Origin of the sequence: Saccharopolyspora terrae, assembly GCF_004348435.1 — a bacterium.
GTDB lineage: Bacteria > Actinomycetota > Actinomycetes > Mycobacteriales > Pseudonocardiaceae > Saccharopolyspora > Saccharopolyspora endophytica.
In genome coordinates this window covers 12154-27400 of record NZ_SMKS01000045.1, presented here as the reverse complement: position 1 = coordinate 27400, position 15247 = coordinate 12154, and the positions used below count along the sequence as shown (strand labels likewise).

Below are 15247 nucleotides of genomic sequence, written 5' to 3'. Positions count from 1 at the left end.
CGCACCGGATCGTGCCGGGCGGCAACGAACTGCGGCCGCCCGGCACCTCCGACGACGTCCTCCAAGTCTCCCCTCCTCCACCAGGTCAACGCCCTGGCGTGAAGCTGCCGCGGTCAGGTGCCGTGGACGAGGTGGTGGACTCTGCGGAGGACGTCGAGCTGGGCCGGGTTGTAGAGGTCGATGAGGGCTTTGCCGGCGGTGGTCCAGGCGTGGCGGGAGCCGCCGGGGGCGTCGGCGTCGAGTTCGAGCAGGCCGGGGTGCTCCTCGTAGAGGGTTCGGGTGACCTCGGCGAGGCCCTCGGCGACGGCCTGGCGGGTGGGTTCGTCGGCGTCGGCGGGCAGGTCGTCGAACTCCGAGGAGCTCTGCTCGACCGAGGTGCTCTGCAGCATGTCGACGTAGGCCTTCATCCCCTGCGGGCCGAGGACCCTGGAGATCACGACCAGGAACGAGCGGTCGGTCTTGGTCATCGGGGTCGCCGCTGCTGCGGAGCCGAGTTCGGGCGGCAGGTCCGTGGGTGCGGCCTGGTGCAGGATGAGACCGAGCTCCACGCGGGCGCGTTGCAATCGTTCGATGGTGGCGGCGAGTTCCGCGTCGAGAGCGCGCAGGGCTTCCTCCGGGTGGTCGTCGGCGTCGCCCATGGCGGCGATCTGGGACAGCGAGAACCCGAGATCGACCAGGCGCTTGATGCGCAGCAGCCGGACCAGGTGGGCGACGCCGTACTGCTTGTAGCCGTTGGCTCGGCGTTCGGGCTCCTCGAGCAGCCCCACCTCGTGGTAGTGCCGCACGGCGCGCAGGCTCGTGCCCGCCAGCTCGGCGATCTCGCGGGTGCTCCAGGCCACCGGGTTTCTCCTCGTCTCAACGGCGTTGCACGTCGTAGTCAAAACCGTGCCGCTGCGGCATGGTCAAGGGTGAGCCACATCACCCCGCTGCGGGCTTGAGCATGCCGCAGCGGCACACCTTCTCCTTGTTCCACAGCCACGAACGAGGGGGATGACATGCCCAGACCCGACCACCTCGCGGTCGAGGATCTCTTCGCCGACCCGCAGCGCGCCAAGGCGCGGATCTCGCCGGACGGCACCAGGTTCGCGTTCCTCGCGCCCTGGAAGAACCGGCTCAACGTGTGGGTGCAGGACCTCGACCCGGACGCCGAGCCGCGGTGCGTGACCGCCGACGAGACCCGCAGCGTGCAGAGCTTCCACTGGACCGACGATCCGCGCTGGCTGCTCTACCTGCAAGACGACGGCGGCGACGAGAACTGGCACCTGCACCGGGTGGACCTGGACGCCCCCGGGTCGCCCGCCGTGGACCTGACGCCGTTCCCCGGCGCGCGGGTGGTCTCGGCGGAGCCGTCCCTCGGCCGTCCCGGCAAGCTCGCGATCCTGCTGAACGCGCGCAACCCGGCCGAGTTCGACCTGCACGAGCTCGACATCACCACCGGTGAGCTCACGATGCTCGGCGAATGCCCGCGACTCGGCACGACCTGGTTCCAGGCGGGCGGCGGGGAGCTGCTGGCCACATCGCTCACCGCCGACGGCGACGTCGAGATCCTGCACCCGGACGCCGACGGCGCGCTGCGGCGCGTGCTGCTGCTGCCGGGTGCCGACCACCCGGTGGGCGGCATGTCGCAGATGACGTCCGACGGCACCGGCATGTGGTTCGGCACCAACGAGGGCACCGACCGGACCCGCCTGGTCCGCATCGACCTCGCCACCGGCGAGACGACCGAGGTCGACAGCCACCCGACCTTCGACCTCGACCCGCGCCCGCAGGTGTTGCCGACCTTGCCCGAGACACTGATCCGCGACCGCGCCGGCGAGCTGCTCGGCGTCCGCTACCTCGGCGAGCGCCAGGAGATCAGGGCGCTCGACCCGCACTTCGCGGAGGTGCTGGCCCGGCTCCAGGAGCTCTCCGACGGCGACCTCGGCGAGCTCACCTCCGACGACGCCGGGCAGCGCTGGATCGCCTCGTTCAACCACGACCGCGACCCGGGCGCCACCTGGTTCTACGACCACTCCACCGGTGAGCGGCGGCTGCTGTTCCGGCCGTGGCCGCACCTCGACCCCGAGTCGCTGGCACCGATGACGCCGGTGACCATCACCGCCCGAGACGGGCTGGAGCTGCCGTCGTACCTGACGCTGCCGGTCGGCGTCGAACCGTCGAAGCTGCCGCTGGTGCTGCTGGTCCACGGTGGACCGTGGGCGCGCGACGCGTGGGGGTTCGACCCGGTGGCGCAGCTGTTCGCCAACCGCGGTTTCGCGGTCCTGCAGGTCAACTTCCGCGGTTCGACCGGTTTCGGCAAGGCGCACACGCAGGCCGCGATCGGCGAGCTCGCCGGAGCGATGCACGACGACCTCATCGACGGTGTCGACTGGGCCGTCGAGCAGGGCTACGCCGACCCCGACCGGGTCGCGATCTTCGGCGGCTCCTACGGCGGTTACGCGGCGCTGGTCGGCGCCACCTTCACCCCCGACCGCTTCGCAGCCGTCGTCGACTACGTCGGCATCTCCAACCTCGCGAACTTCATGCGCACCCAACCCGATTTCGTCAGACCCGGGCTGGTCAACAACTGGTACCGCTACGTCGGCGACCCGGCCGATCCGGAGCAGGAGACCGACATGCTGGCCCGCTCGCCGATCACCCGCGTCGACGCGATCCGCGCCCCGCTGCTGGTCGTCCAGGGCGCCAACGACGCGCGCGTGGTGCAGGAGGAATCGGACCTGATCGTCGAGGCCGCCCGGGCGCGCGGCATCGAGGTCGAGTACCTGGTCTTCGACGACGAAGGGCACATGTTCGTCAACCGGGAGAACGTCATCGCCATGTTCCACGCCGCAGACCGCTTCATCACCCGCCACATAGGAGACGCGAAATGACCACGACCGAAGCCGACGCGCCCCAGTCCGAGGAGAAGCCCGTCAACGTCCAGCAGACGCTGCTCGACGGTCTCGGCGGACCGATGGGAATGCTGTTCACGACGTTGCCCGTGGTGGTGTTCGTGACCGCCACCGCGTTCCTTCCGCTGACCCCGTCGATCGCGGTCGCGCTCGCGACGGCCTTGGCGCTCACCGGTTTTCGCGTGCTGCGCGGCGAGAAGCTGTCCTCGGCCCTCGGCGGCGTCCTGGCCATCGCCGCGGCCGGCGGTGTCGCGGCCTGGACCGGCTCGGCCAAGGACTTCTTCCTCGTCGGGATCTGGGCCAGCCTCGCCGGTGCGATCGTCGTGCTCGTCTCGATGCTCGCCGGTCGCCCGCTGACCGGGGTCATCTGGAACCTGCTGCACGGCGGCGGACACGCGTGGCGCCAGAACCGGTCCGCGCTGCGCGCCCACTACCTCGCGTCGCTGGCGGTGCTGCTGGTCTTCGCGGGCCGGTTCGTGGTCAAGGAATGGCTCTACCTCGCCGATTCCACCGGCTGGCTGGCCTTCGCCAAGATCGCCATGGGCACCCCGCTGACCGCGCTGGCCGCCCTGGTCGTCCTCTGGTCCTTCCGCCGCACCACGAAGGTCCTCAAGCCCTGACCGATCAGCTGACCCGGCGGCCGGCCGCGCGATCCAACTGGAAGTGGATCGCGGCCGGCAGCCGTTCGGTCCCCAGCGCTCGGCGTGCGCGGTCGAGGACCTCGTCGTCCAGCTCCGCCCACACCCCGCGCACGTCAACGCCTTCCTGCAAGGACAGCGCGAGCCGCAGGTGCGGCCGCTGCTCGGTTCCCGCCATCCGCACCCGGGCCCGGCTGACGCCCGCGACCTGCTCGGGGTCGCTGCGCACCGCCGCGGCGAGCGCGCCGGAGGTGATGGTCGCCGAACCGCCGTCCTCGTCGGCCAGCGGCACGTCCGGTCGCCCCTCCGGGCGCAGCGAACGCAGCAACCACCAGATCCCGACGACCACCAGCACGGCGCCCAGCGCCGCGGCCCCGGCGAGGAACGACACCCGGTTCGCACCGACCCAGCCCTCCAGCAGCGGGTCCAGCACCGGCCGTCCCGCGCGGAACCGGCCGAGCAGACCGGAACCGACCACCAGCGCCAGCGCGCCCGCGGCCAGCAGCACGAGCGCGAGCAGGCCCAGCAGCGAGCGCTCGAACCCCAGCGACCGCCCGACCGGTGTGCGGCTCGGCCGCACGTCCTCGTTCACCTTCGTCATCACCGCTCCTTCGCCGGAGAGACCGACACCGAGACCCTCGGACCCCGCTGCAGCGGCAACGCCTCGACCGCGGCGGACGCGGTGGTCGCCGCCCGGTCCCGCAGATCGCCGACGACGCGGAACCGCCCGGTCACCTTCACCCGCACCCGCTTCCGGCGGGCGGTCACCGCCGTGGCCGCCACGCCGTCCTCGGCGCGCACCCGGTGGCCGACGACCCTGGCCAGCGAACGAGGATCGGTCGTGACCGTCACCTCCGGCGCCGGGTCGAGCAGCCGGATGACCCGGCGCCCCGCGAGCAGCGAGATCAGCAGCAGCACTGCGCCGAGCGCCGCGCACCCGGCGGCGACGGCCAGCACCGGGCCGTCTCGCCAGGTCAGCCCCCTCAGCACGGCCCGGGCGGCCGACCACGGGACCAGCACACCGCCCGAGCCCGGGCGAACCCAGACCCCGACGACCTCCACGATCAGCAGCGCTCCGCCGGCGAGCACGACCAGCCCGGCCAGGGACGTGAGCAATCGGACGACGACGCGCACGGGACTCACTCCACTCGGTTTCGTCGGGCCGCGGGCACCAGGGCGGAGACTGTGACCTCCACGTTCAGCACCCCGGCATCGGCCAGCCGCTCCAGCTCCTCGGACACGGCCTCGCGCACCGCGCGGGCGGTCTCCCGGACCGGTTCCGGGTAGCTGACGGGCAGGTCCAGCCGGATGCGCAGTTCCTCGGCGGGCCCGGAGAGCTTCGCGCTCGGTCCGCGACGGGTGCGCGCGACGCCCGGGACTCCGCTCGCGGCGTGCTCGACGATCTTGCGGAGCACGCCGCGGTCGATCTCCAGCGAGCCGCGCTCACCCGCGTCCTGCGCCTCCGCGACCGGCGCGCTCACCGGTCCCCACCCCGGCCGAACACCTCTCCGAGGTCCAGTTCCCCGTCCACGACCCGACCGACGACCACACCGATCGCACCGAGCACCAGCGCGATCAGGAAACCGGTGAAACCTCCTGCCGCAGCGGCAACTCCGAGGATCAACCCGGCCAGCAGCCCTGTCTGCACAGCGTTCATCCGTCACACCCTCCTCGTCGCCTCGATCGAGGCGATCTCTCACCGCACCCGGCTGCGCTTCCTGCGCCGGCGCCAGGCGCGGACCCGGCCGGCCAGCCGGGTCACCATCCGCGCGTCGGGGACCACTTCCACCGGGGCGTCGTAGCGGTCCGGACGGCGCTCGCGTCCCCGCTGAGGCCGCGAGCGGGCGCGGAGCCGCTCCAGACCCGCCGCGAACACCTCCGGATCACCACCCGCGTCGGGGTGGTTGGCCCGGATGAAAGCGCGATACCGGCGCCGCGCGTCCGGATCCGGTTCGCGGTCCATCAGCCTTCTCCCGGTTCCTCGCCCGGCACGACGACGGCGCAGACCACCACGTCCACCGGGACCTCGCCGACGACCGCGGCGACTCGCCGCCGCAGCTGGTCCACGACGTCCGGCAGCGGGTCGCCCAGCCGCAGCACCACTGCCGACCTCGACCGCGTCGTGCGCGCCGCCGAGCCGAACGCCGACGACCCGGCGGCCGGGCAGGCGCGTCGCGGTGGTGCCGAAGCTCCCGCCGTGCAGCCAGGCCACCGCCGGGTGCGCCAGCACGGCCGCGGCGACCTGATCGGCCACCTCAGCTGCGCCGGGGCTCATCCCGGTTCCTCCGCGCATCGCGTGAGGTGGGCGGACGCCACGACTCACTCCACCCGGGAGGACGGGCCGGTGGAGGTGCCCTCGTTGTCCTGGCCTTCCTCGGAAGGCAGGTGGATGTCGTTGACGGCGATGTTCACCTCGATGACCTCCAGGCCGGTCATCCGCTCGACGCCGCTGATGACGTTGCGGCGCACGGCGCGGGCGATCTCCGAGATGGACGCGCCGTACTCGACGATGATGTCCAGGTCGACGGCCGCCTGCTTCTCCCCGACCTCGACCTGCACGCCGGAGGTCGACGAGGTGCCGCTACCGCCAGGGATGCGCTCCCGGATCGCACCGAAGGCGCGGGAGACCCCGCCGCCCATCGCGTGCACGCCGGAGATCTCGCGCGCCGCGATGCCGGCGATCTTCTGCACCACCGAAGCCGCGATCGTGGTCTTGCCCTGCGAGCTGCGCTCGGTGAGCCGAACCGATCCCGAACCGACCGAGGTGGACGTCGTGACGTCCTGGGACTCGGTGCGCTGGGTGGAGTTGCCGCCCGACTGGGGCATGGTGAAACCTTTCCGCTCGATCGCTCGCGGCCGGCCGCCCGCGAACACCGCGGGCCGGGCCGAACCGCTGCCGACGGAAGATCAGATGCGGCCCGGTGGAGATCCGTGACGACGACGTGACGCGCATCACGAGCGGGGCGGGTTGGTCACTCCCCGGGGTACGAGACGTCGGCGATGCGCACCCACACGACGGGGGCGCCCGGACCGAGCGCACCGCGCAGCCCGTCCTCGACCTCCTCGCGCAGCCGCGTCGCCAGCTCCGGGGCGTCCGAGCCGTAGGTCACCTGGAGCTCGACGCGGATCTCCTGCGAATCGCCCGTGCACGCCAGCAACCGGACACCGGGGAAGCCCGCGAGCAGCTCGGCGATCAAGCGCCGCGCCAGCACCAGCGCGGCGTGCGGGGTCACCCGCAGCGCCCCGCCTTCCTGCGGGATCTCGATCGACGGTCCGACGTTGACGCCCCGGGCCCGGCGGGAGGTCATCAGCACCCGGTCGAGCAGGCCGTTCGGCGGTTCCACGGAGACCTGGGCGGCGCGGCGCACCGGCGCCCAGCTCGGGGCCAACCGGTCCAGCGCGGCGCGGCAGTGCGGGCAGCCGGCGACGTGCTCGGCGAACTCCGGCGTCGAGTCGCCGGCGAGGTGCTCGACCAGCTCGCCGTAGGTGTGCCCGCAGGCCAGCTGTTGCTCGGGGTCGAAGGGAAATTCACCCACGGCGCATCTCCTCCAACTTCGCGAGCAAGGCCAACCTGGCGCGGTGCAACCGCGAGCGCAACGCGGCGGTGTTCACCTCTAGCACCTCGGCGATCTCCTCGTAAGACATCCCTTCGAACTCGCGCAGCACCAGGGGCACCCGTTGCGAGGGTTCGAGGGTGGCGATCGCCCGGTGCACCAGATCGGCCTCCTCGGAACGCACGGCGTGCCCTTCAGGATTCCCCGTGCCGTCGTCGGCGAACAGGTGGTCCATCGACTCGTCGCTGACGTCCATCGGAACTGCCCGGCGCCTGCGGACCTGGCCGAGCGCGGCGTTGGTCACCACCCGGTACAGCCACGTGGTCGGCGCGGCATCGCCCCGGAAGCGGCTCAGCGACCGCCAGGCGGACACCCACGCCTCCTGAACCGCGTCCTCCGCCTCCGCCCGGTCGGCGAGGATGCGGAACGCGACCCGGTACATCGTCGCGGTGTGCCGACGGACCAGTTCGTCGAACGCCACGCCATCGCCGCGCTGGGCAGCGGCCATCAGGCCTCTGTCGGTGTCGACCCGCTCGGTCACGCCCGAAGTCTCCCGCAGCTCATCGGCAGAGGCGACTCCACCAGAGGTCCACTTCACCGCCCGCGCCCAGCGGTGATCTCGATGATCGCACCCCGCAGCGGGATCACGACGCGGACCCGCCCTCGCGGATGGCCCGGCGGGCCGTGGCGATCACCCGGGACGGCTGGACGGTGTCGAGCTCGGCGTTGACCACGGCTCCCAGCAGCACCGCGAACGCCGTGACGTACAGCCACAGCAGCACGCCCATCGGGGCCGCCAGCGCGCCGTAGACGGGCGAGTTCTGCAGGCTCACGTCCAGGTAGATCCGCAGCCCGAAGCTGCCCGCCAGCCACACCACCAGCGCCACCGCGGCGCCCGGGACGTGCTCGCGCCACGGCGCGCGGATCGGGACCGAGACCATGTACAGGGTGCTCAGCGACGCGATCGAGCCGAGCACGATGAGCGGCCAGTACAGCCCGTACACCAGCGCCGCCGCCTCCGGGACCCACCCGGCGATCACCGACGGCCCGACCGCCAGCAGCGGCAGCAGGATCAGCGCCACCAGCAGGCCCACCACGTAGACCAGTACCGACATCAACCGCTGCCGCACCACGCCGCGCTGGCCGCCGAGGCCGTAGACCACCGAGATCGTGTCGATGTAGACGTTCAGCGCCGCCGACCCGGACCACAGGGCGAGGACGAAGCCGATCGAGATGATCCCGGCGCGCCCTGATCCGAGGACTTCGAGCAGCACCGGCCGCAGCAGCTGATCGATGGCCTGCGGCGACAGGACCGTTCCGGCGGCCTCCACCAGGGTGTTCTCCACCGCCGCGACCGTGTCCTCGCGGCCGAGCCATCCGGCCAGGTAGCCGAGGGTGCCGACGACGCCCAGCAGGACCGGCGGGAGCGAGGTGAGCGTGAAGAACGCGGCCTCGCCCGCCAGACCCATCAGCCGGTAGCGCCCGCTGGCCTCCGCGGTGCGGGAGGCCAGCCTGATCAGGCCCCGCAGCCGCGGGTCGCGCGGGTGTCGAAGCCGCTGGAAGAGGCTGCGCGGCACGACCTCCTCCTCCGGGCGCTCTGCTTCTCGCGTGGTGATCACGAACGGTCCGATGCGCGGGAGGGCCCCGGCGTCACGGTCCTGATCGTAATTTTCCGCGACGCGGTGCTCGACCGCCTCGCGGACACGCCCGGAGGGGATGGGGCCTCAGATGACGCCGAGGTCGAGCATCGTGTCGGCGACCTTGGTGAACCCGGTGATGTTGGCGCCCAGGACGTAGTTGCCCGGGGCTCCGTAGGCCTCGGCGGTGGCCAGGCAGCCGTTGTGGATGTCGGCCATGATCTCCGCCAGCCGCGCGTCGGTGTAGTTGAAGTGCCACGAGTCGCGGGACGCGTTCTGCTGCATCTCCAGGCCCGAGGTGGCCACGCCACCGGCGTTGGCGGCCTTGCCGGGCCCGAAGGCGGTCCCGGCGTCGAGGAAGATCTTCACCGCGCCGGGGGTCGTCGGCATGTTGGCGCCCTCGCCGACCGCGACGACGCCGTTGCGCACCAGCGCGAGCGCGGCCTCGTCGTCGAGCTCGTTCTGGGTGGCGCAGGGCAGCGCGATCGCGCAGGGCACGTCCCAGATCGAGCCGCCCTCGACGAACCGGGCGCGCTCGTGGTCCTCGGCGTACTCCTTGAGACGACCGGCGCGGACCTCCTTGAGCTCCCGGACCGCTTCGACGTCGATGCCGTTCTCGTCGACGACGTAGCCGCCGGAATCCGACATCGCCACGACGGTGCCGCCGAGCTCCTCGGCCTTCCGGGCGGCGTAGATCGCGACGTTGCCCGAACCGGACACCACGACGCGGCGGCCGTCGAAGCCGTCACCGCGGGCGCGCAGCATCTCCTCGACGAAGTAGACCGTGCCGTAGCCGGTCGCTTCGGTCCGCACCTGGGATCCGCCCCAGTTGAGCCCCTTGCCGGTGAGCACGCCCGACTCGTAGCGGTTGGTGATGCGCTTGTACTGGCCGAACAGGTAGCCGATCTCGCGGCGCCCGACGCCGATGTCGCCCGCGGGCACGTCGGTGTACTCGCCGATGTGGCGGTGCAGCTCGGTCATGAACGACTGGCAGAAGCGCATGATCTCGGCGTCGGACTTGCCCTTGGGGTCGAAGTCCGAGCCGCCCTTGCCGCCGCCGAGCGGCAGCCCGGTGAGCGCGTTCTTGAAGATCTGCTCGAAGCCGAGGAACTTGATCACGCCGATGTTGACCGAGGGGTGGAACCGGAGCCCGCCCTTGTACGGCCCGAGCGCGGAGTTGAACTCGACGCGGAACCCGCGGTTGACCCTGACCTCGCCCGCGTCATCGGTCCACGGAACCCGGAAGATGATCTGCCGCTCGGGTTCGCACAACCGCTCCAGCACGCCGGACCGCAGGTACTCGGGGTGCCGAGCGAGCGCGGGTTCCAGCGACTCCAGCACCTCGTAGACAGCCTGGCCGAACTCGGGCTGGTGCCCGTCGCGGAACTGGATGGCGCCGAAGACGTCGGCCGTCAGCTCTAGTCCGTTCGGGTCTCGGCTCACGGGCGAGGCTCCTCAGCAGTAGGAATAGCAGAACGCTTGTACTGTTTTTAACAGAACATTGACCTGAACGAAACACGGTTCGCGAACTTGATGTTCTGCTGCTCCAGTTGTCCCAATCACGCACGCGCGAAGCGGGCGAGCCCGGATGACCTCCCCGGACGCGCCCGCCCCCCGGGTCACTTCGCCGGCACGAGCACCTGGTCCACGACGAAGACCGTCGCGTTCGCGGTGGGCACGTTGCGCGCGGGCCAGCGACCCGGAGGCGGCGAAGCGCCTGTGGGAGATGTCGAGGCGACTCACCGGGATTCCCGGCCCGGGCGACCTCCTGGCCTGAGCCTCGGAGCCCGGGGTCAGCCCACGCGGGAGGCCACGATCGCGCCGTGCGGCCGGACGCCGGGATCGTCGCGGGTGTCGCGGGCCGAGACGGCGAACCCGGCTTCCTCGATCAGGTCGCTGAGCTGGTCGACCGGCCAGAAGTACGCGGTGGTCACCGCGTGGTCGAAGGGTTCGAGCTCCGGTCCGCGGAAGAAGCCGACGAGGAGTCCGCCGCCGGGTTCGACGACCCGGGCGAACTCGGCGAGCGCGGCGGGGACGCGGTCGGGCCGCACGTGGATCAGGGAGTACCAGGCGAGGATCCCGGCCAGGCTGGAGTCGGCGACGTCGAGCCGCTCGGCGACGCCTTCCCGGAACGCGACGTCCGGGAAGCGCTTCCGGGCGGCGTCGACGAATTCCGGTGTCGGATCGAGACCTCCGACGTCCAAGCCCTGCTCGTGCAGCCAGTGCGTCCAGTGCCCCGGCCCGCACCCCACGTCGAGGATCGGTCCCTCGGGTTGCGCGCGAGCCCAACCGGCGATCACCTCGCGATCGGGTGGTGCGGTCGCATCGATGTCGCCGAGGAGCGCGATGTACTCCTCCGCTCGCCGTCCGTACGCCTCGCTCGCAGAACCCTCCGCCACTCGGCATGTATACCACCGCCGAACGCCGAATCCTCCCGGATCGGGCCGAAAGCGGAAGCGGACGCGACCCGCGCACACGCCCGAGGTCAGTCCCTCGACGCGCCGATGACGTCGGTGCTCGTCGTTGTCGCGGCGAGGGCGTCCTGGACGGTGGCGTGGCACTCCAGCAGGGCGCGGAGCCCGGCGGCGTGTAGCGCGTTCCGGACGGCCTCGCTCGCGACGACGACGCGCAGCGCCCCACCGCGAGCCTGCGCCAGCATGTGGGCGTGGGTGAGAAGTTGCAGGTCCGGAACGTCGAGCACGCGCACGTCGGTGAGGTCCACGACGACCAACCGCGCCGTTGACGTCGGCTGCGGCCAGAGCATGGTCTCGAGCTGGTCGACCGTGTCGCGGTCCACGGGCGCGCTGACGGTGGCGACGACCGCGTCCGGCCGCGGGAACGTCACCTGGACGCTCGCCGCCGGTGCCTTGCCGATGGTGTCGTGCAGAGCCTCGTCACCGAGAGCTCCGGCAACCCGCTGCCCGAGGGACATCCTGTCGTCCTTCCTCGCGTCGGCGGCATCGTCGCCGGCCGACCGTTGCGGCCCCAACCCGATCAAGTTGAACCACGTGATCTTAACGAGTGCTTGTCGCATGGCAAGCAAATTCGCGGAGAACGCCGAGCCTCCCGCACCTCGTCGCGCGGGAACGGATCAGTGCCACGCGGCAAGCGGTTCGAGGACCGGATCCAGCTCAACTCCAGACGTGTCGCGACGGTCACCACGTCTCCGGCTTCACCCAAGTCCGCTCAACCGCGGACGTTCTCGGCTCCTGGCGTGCCAGAATACGTCCGGTATCGCAGTGCGCGGACTTGATACATCCGGCGAGGAGGATCCTCCGGTGCGCAAACCCGATCCCCTGTCCACGGAACACCTCGACGACCTCGAAGCCGGTATCGGGGTTCTCATGGTCGTCTGGGGACGCAGCGCCGAGCGAATGAAGCCGAAGGTCTCCCCCTCGCAGCTGCGGGCGCTCGTGGTCGTGGACCGCCACGGCTCCATCAACCTGATGAGCCTCGCCGACGAACTGGGCTCCATCCCGTCGGTGACGAGCCGCGTCTGCGACCGGCTCCAAGCCGCAGGCCTCCTCGACCGCGTCGCCGGCTCCTACGACCGGCGCGAGGTCATGCTCCAGCTCTCCCGGGACGGCCGCCGCCTCCTCCGCAAGTTCCAGCGGGAACGCCAAGCCGACCTCAAGCAGGTCCTCGACGCCATGCCCCCGCGCACCCGCACAGCACTGCTGACGGGCCTCAACGCCTTCCACGCAGCAGCAACAGACCTCGACCTCCCAGACGAAGAACTCGCCTGACGCCGAGGCTCGGACCGGGAAGTGAGGGGGTTGCATGGCCGTGGAGTCTTGGGGGCCGGCCTCGCCGATATCGCGGGAGTTGTCGAGCTCGTTCTTCGGAGATCCCTCGTCGGTCGACGGATGTGACGACGCGGACTTCTACGGGCGGATCTCGATGGCCGTGTCGTGCCTGTACGGGCCGGGGCTTACGACGTCGTGGAGGAGCTGGTCCGCCAGCTCGTCCGGGAGAAGGTGGGACGCCGTCCGGACCGGAGTCGCACGAGCGGCGCGCACGAGGCGTACGGGGGCTCAGTGCGAGGCCGTGATCACCGGAGGGGCGGTGGTCACGGCCTCTGGTCTTCTGATCAGGCGCGGCGGAGCGGGATCCGGTCCAGGTCTTGGCCGACGACGAGGGTGCCGGAGAACTCCTTCGCGGCCTCCTCCCACCGCGGGGACTCCAGCTCGCCCGGCACGAAGTGGTTGAGCGCGAGGATCCGCACCCCGGCTCGTTCTGCGACGCGGCCGGTGTCGGGGATGGCCGTGTGGGCGGTGAGGTGGTGGTCGATCATCGAGCGCTGCTGCTCCGTCCGACCTCCCTCGTACTGCCGGTGGACCCACTGCTCGTCGATGACCTCGTGGACGAGGACGTCCGCATCGGCTGCGAGTTCGATCAGGTTCTCGCACACCCCGGTGTCCCCCGAGAACACCACCGAGCCTTCGTCGGTGTCGAAGCGGAACGCGAACGCGGGGGCCACCGGCGCGTGCTGCACCAGGGTCGCGGAGACGCGCACCCGGTCGTCCTCGTAGATCTGGAACGGCCGCATGCGCGGGCACGGGCGGTGGTCGGGGTCGAACGGCACGTCCTGGGGCAACGCGATGTCGCGAGCCACGAGGAGGTCGTCCGGATGCCGCCTGAGGTTGTCGCGCAGCCTGTCGTTGATGTCGGTGGCGAAGGCCCGCGTGAGGTGGCGCGTCATCTCGGCCAGCCCCGGTGTCGGGCTGTCCGAGCAGATCGTCGCCGGAGGCGTCAGCAGGTGCGGTGAGGCGGGAGGAACCCTGCCGCGGTCACCGGGCCCGAGCGCGACGACCGGCCGCTCGACGCCTTCGAGCTTCTCGTACCAGCCGAAGAGCAGCAGGCTGAAGAAGTCGATCGTGTGGTCGGAGTGCAGGTGGGTGACGAAGAGTCCGCGCAAGCGATCCAGCCCGAGCCCCGCCCGGATCATCTGGCGGCCCGTCCCGTACCCGCAGTCCACGAGGTAGGCGGCGTCGCCCACGACGAGCGCCGACGCGACCCCGGCGCGATCACGTCGCCAGCGCGGTCCGCCCGAGGTACCGAGCAGGATCACTTCGGTTGCTGAAGACATCGAGAGCTCCTTCTCCGGTGCCGGCCGGCGGGACCCGTCGGCTCGCGGGCTCGGTCATCCGGAATCTGGTGTGCGGATTCGGAGATGAGGGTCGGTCGCCCTCCCGCCCGCAGTGCATGATGACAGCACTCGTTGACATTGTCTTGGGTTGACATTTTCAATCATCTAAGTTTCATTGTGATCTGCGTGACCACTCGCCCGCCGCACAGCGGCGCAGCCGGCACGAGAGGACCTCGATGAGCAGCACCGTTTCGTTGCCCCGCACCATCTTCGACGCCGACCACGAGGCGTTCCGCGATGTCGCCCGACGCTTCGCCGAGCGCGAGGTCGCCCCGCACCTCGCCGAGTGGGCGGATGCCGGGCGCGTGGACCCGGCGATCTACCGGACGGCCGGCGAGCTCGGCCTGCTCGGGGTCGGTGTCGATGAGCGGTTCGGCGGCGGGGGCGTCGACGACTTCCGCTTCAACGCGGTGCTCATCGAGGAGCTCTGCCGGATCGGCGGGCAGGCGGTGACCATGAGCCTGTCCGGGTTCAACGATCTCGTGGCGCCGTACTTGAACGCGCTGGGCAGCGACGAGCAGAAGCAGCGCTTCCTCGCTCCGCTGTGCACCGGGGAGAAGATCGCGGCCATCGCGATGAGCGAACCGGCTGCGGGCAGCGACCTGGCCGCGGTCACCACCACCGCGACACGCGACGGGGACCACTACGTGGTCAGCGGCGCGAAGACGTTCATCTCGAACGGGATGCTCGCCGACCTCTTCATCGCCGTCGTCAAGACGGAGCCCGCCGCGGGCAAGCACGGCATCAGCCTGCTCGTCATGGAAGCCGATGCGCCTGGCTTCTCCCGCACAGGGCCGCTGCGCAAGATCGGACTCGCAGCGCAGGACACAGCGGAGCTGCACTTCGACGGCGTCCGAGTCCCGCGCGCCAACCTCCTCGGCCAGGAGGGGGAGGGCTTCGGCTACCTGCGGCACCACTTGGCCCAGGAGAGGCTGAGCATCGCGGTCGCATCCATGGCGTTGATGCGCCGAACGTTCGGCACCGCGCTGGAGCACGCCGTCACCCGCACGGCCTTCGGGCGGCGAATAGCGGACTTCCAGGCCAACCGCTTCTACCTCGCGGAGCTGGCGACGGAGATCGAGATCGCGCAGTCCTTCGTGGACCGCTGCATCCTCGCCGCCGCGCAGCACGACTTGGACGAGATCACCGCGGCGATGGCGAAGTGGTGGGTGACCGAACTGCACTCGAAGGTGGTGAACCGAGCGGTCCAGCTGCACGGGGGCTACGGGTTCATGGCCGAGTACGACGTCGCCGCCGATTACCTCGACTCCCGCGGCAGCACCCTGTACGGCGGAACCACCGAGGTCATGAAGGAAATCATCGGCCGCAGGCTGATCTCGAGCCGATCGGACTGAGCAGCACACCGAAGGAGCCACAC

19 protein-coding genes are annotated in these 15247 nt (G+C 70.9%); 4 read left to right on the top strand and 15 right to left on the bottom strand.

Going from position 1 to position 15247, the window contains the following annotated elements:
• Nucleotides 1-113 precede the first annotated feature (113 nt).
• On the bottom strand, nucleotides 114-839 hold the full coding sequence (locus E1181_RS22020) for a helix-turn-helix domain-containing protein (RefSeq protein WP_132677545.1): 726 nt from the start codon (nucleotides 837-839) through the stop codon (nucleotides 114-116).
• Nucleotides 840-995: 156 nt separating this feature from the next.
• Here E1181_RS22020 and E1181_RS22015 point away from each other — a divergent pair, with 156 nt between their 5' ends.
• Nucleotides 996-2870: a S9 family peptidase gene (locus E1181_RS22015; protein WP_132677544.1), complete on the top strand. Its 1875-nt coding sequence runs from the start codon at nucleotides 996-998 to the stop codon at nucleotides 2868-2870.
• On the top strand, nucleotides 2867-3511 hold the full coding sequence (locus E1181_RS22010) for a DUF3159 domain-containing protein (RefSeq protein WP_132677543.1): 645 nt from the start codon (nucleotides 2867-2869) through the stop codon (nucleotides 3509-3511). Before E1181_RS22015 ends, E1181_RS22010 begins: the two co-directional genes overlap by 4 nt.
• Before the next feature lie 4 nt (nucleotides 3512-3515).
• Here the strand turns inward: E1181_RS22010 and amaP are convergent, their stop codons facing one another.
• The 13 genes from amaP to E1181_RS21945 form a co-directional block, all read right to left on the bottom strand.
• On the bottom strand, nucleotides 3516-4130 hold the full coding sequence (amaP, locus tag E1181_RS22005) for an alkaline shock response membrane anchor protein AmaP (RefSeq protein WP_132677542.1): 615 nt from the start codon (nucleotides 4128-4130) through the stop codon (nucleotides 3516-3518).
• Nucleotides 4130-4663, bottom strand: coding sequence for a DUF6286 domain-containing protein (locus tag E1181_RS22000; RefSeq protein WP_132677541.1), 534 nt, complete (start codon nucleotides 4661-4663; stop codon nucleotides 4130-4132). Before E1181_RS22000 ends, amaP begins: the two co-directional genes overlap by 1 nt.
• A 5-nt stretch (nucleotides 4664-4668) precedes the next feature.
• Nucleotides 4669-5010, bottom strand: coding sequence for an Asp23/Gls24 family envelope stress response protein (locus tag E1181_RS21995; RefSeq protein WP_132677540.1), 342 nt, complete (start codon nucleotides 5008-5010; stop codon nucleotides 4669-4671).
• Nucleotides 5007-5186, bottom strand: a complete 180-nt coding sequence (locus E1181_RS21990) for a hypothetical protein (protein ID WP_132677539.1) — start codon at nucleotides 5184-5186, stop codon at nucleotides 5007-5009. Before E1181_RS21990 ends, E1181_RS21995 begins: the two co-directional genes overlap by 4 nt.
• A gap of 39 nt (nucleotides 5187-5225) precedes the next feature.
• On the bottom strand, nucleotides 5226-5492 hold the full coding sequence (locus E1181_RS21985) for a hypothetical protein (protein WP_132677538.1): 267 nt from the start codon (nucleotides 5490-5492) through the stop codon (nucleotides 5226-5228).
• Nucleotides 5492-5632, bottom strand: coding sequence for a hypothetical protein (locus E1181_RS32250; protein ID WP_235876945.1), 141 nt, complete (start codon nucleotides 5630-5632; stop codon nucleotides 5492-5494). The genes E1181_RS21985 and E1181_RS32250 overlap by 1 nt, the downstream gene beginning before the upstream one ends.
• A 216-nt stretch (nucleotides 5633-5848) precedes the next feature.
• On the bottom strand, nucleotides 5849-6355 hold the full coding sequence (locus E1181_RS21975; protein ID WP_132677537.1) for an Asp23/Gls24 family envelope stress response protein: 507 nt from the start codon (nucleotides 6353-6355) through the stop codon (nucleotides 5849-5851).
• A gap of 146 nt (nucleotides 6356-6501) precedes the next feature.
• Nucleotides 6502-7065 (bottom strand): anti-sigma factor, encoded by a 564-nt coding sequence (locus E1181_RS21970; RefSeq protein ID WP_132677536.1) that lies wholly within the window; start codon nucleotides 7063-7065, stop codon nucleotides 6502-6504.
• Nucleotides 7058-7624 carry an RNA polymerase sigma factor gene (locus tag E1181_RS21965; RefSeq protein WP_132677535.1) on the bottom strand — a complete coding sequence of 189 codons (567 nt, stop codon included), beginning with the start codon at nucleotides 7622-7624 and terminating at the stop codon, nucleotides 7058-7060. The genes E1181_RS21970 and E1181_RS21965 overlap by 8 nt, the downstream gene beginning before the upstream one ends.
• Nucleotides 7625-7727: 103 nt before the next feature.
• Nucleotides 7728-8702, bottom strand: a complete 975-nt coding sequence (locus E1181_RS21960) for a YihY/virulence factor BrkB family protein (protein WP_235876944.1) — start codon at nucleotides 8700-8702, stop codon at nucleotides 7728-7730.
• A gap of 105 nt (nucleotides 8703-8807) precedes the next feature.
• Nucleotides 8808-10136, bottom strand: a complete 1329-nt coding sequence (gdhA, locus tag E1181_RS21955) for an NADP-specific glutamate dehydrogenase (protein ID WP_132677562.1) — start codon at nucleotides 10134-10136, stop codon at nucleotides 8808-8810.
• A gap of 377 nt (nucleotides 10137-10513) precedes the next feature.
• A complete protein-coding gene (locus E1181_RS21950; protein ID WP_132677534.1) occupies nucleotides 10514-11119 on the bottom strand; it encodes a class I SAM-dependent methyltransferase in 606 nt (201 codons plus the stop codon).
• Nucleotides 11120-11205: 86 nt separating this feature from the next.
• Nucleotides 11206-11652, bottom strand: a complete 447-nt coding sequence (locus E1181_RS21945; protein WP_165944710.1) for an STAS domain-containing protein — start codon at nucleotides 11650-11652, stop codon at nucleotides 11206-11208.
• A 346-nt stretch (nucleotides 11653-11998) separates the two neighbouring features.
• Here E1181_RS21945 and E1181_RS21940 point away from each other — a divergent pair, with 346 nt between their 5' ends.
• A complete protein-coding gene (locus tag E1181_RS21940; RefSeq protein ID WP_207922248.1) occupies nucleotides 11999-12466 on the top strand; it encodes a MarR family winged helix-turn-helix transcriptional regulator in 468 nt (155 codons plus the stop codon).
• 344 nt (nucleotides 12467-12810) lie between these two features.
• Here E1181_RS21940 and E1181_RS21935 read toward each other — a convergent pair whose 3' ends face one another.
• A complete protein-coding gene (locus E1181_RS21935; RefSeq protein WP_132677532.1) occupies nucleotides 12811-13809 on the bottom strand; it encodes an MBL fold metallo-hydrolase in 999 nt (332 codons plus the stop codon).
• A gap of 236 nt (nucleotides 13810-14045) precedes the next feature.
• Between E1181_RS21935 and E1181_RS21930 the strand changes: the two genes are divergently transcribed.
• Complete coding sequence (locus E1181_RS21930; protein ID WP_132677531.1) at nucleotides 14046-15224, top strand: acyl-CoA dehydrogenase family protein; 1179 nt, start codon at nucleotides 14046-14048, stop codon at nucleotides 15222-15224.
• Nucleotides 15225-15247 lie beyond the last annotated feature (23 nt).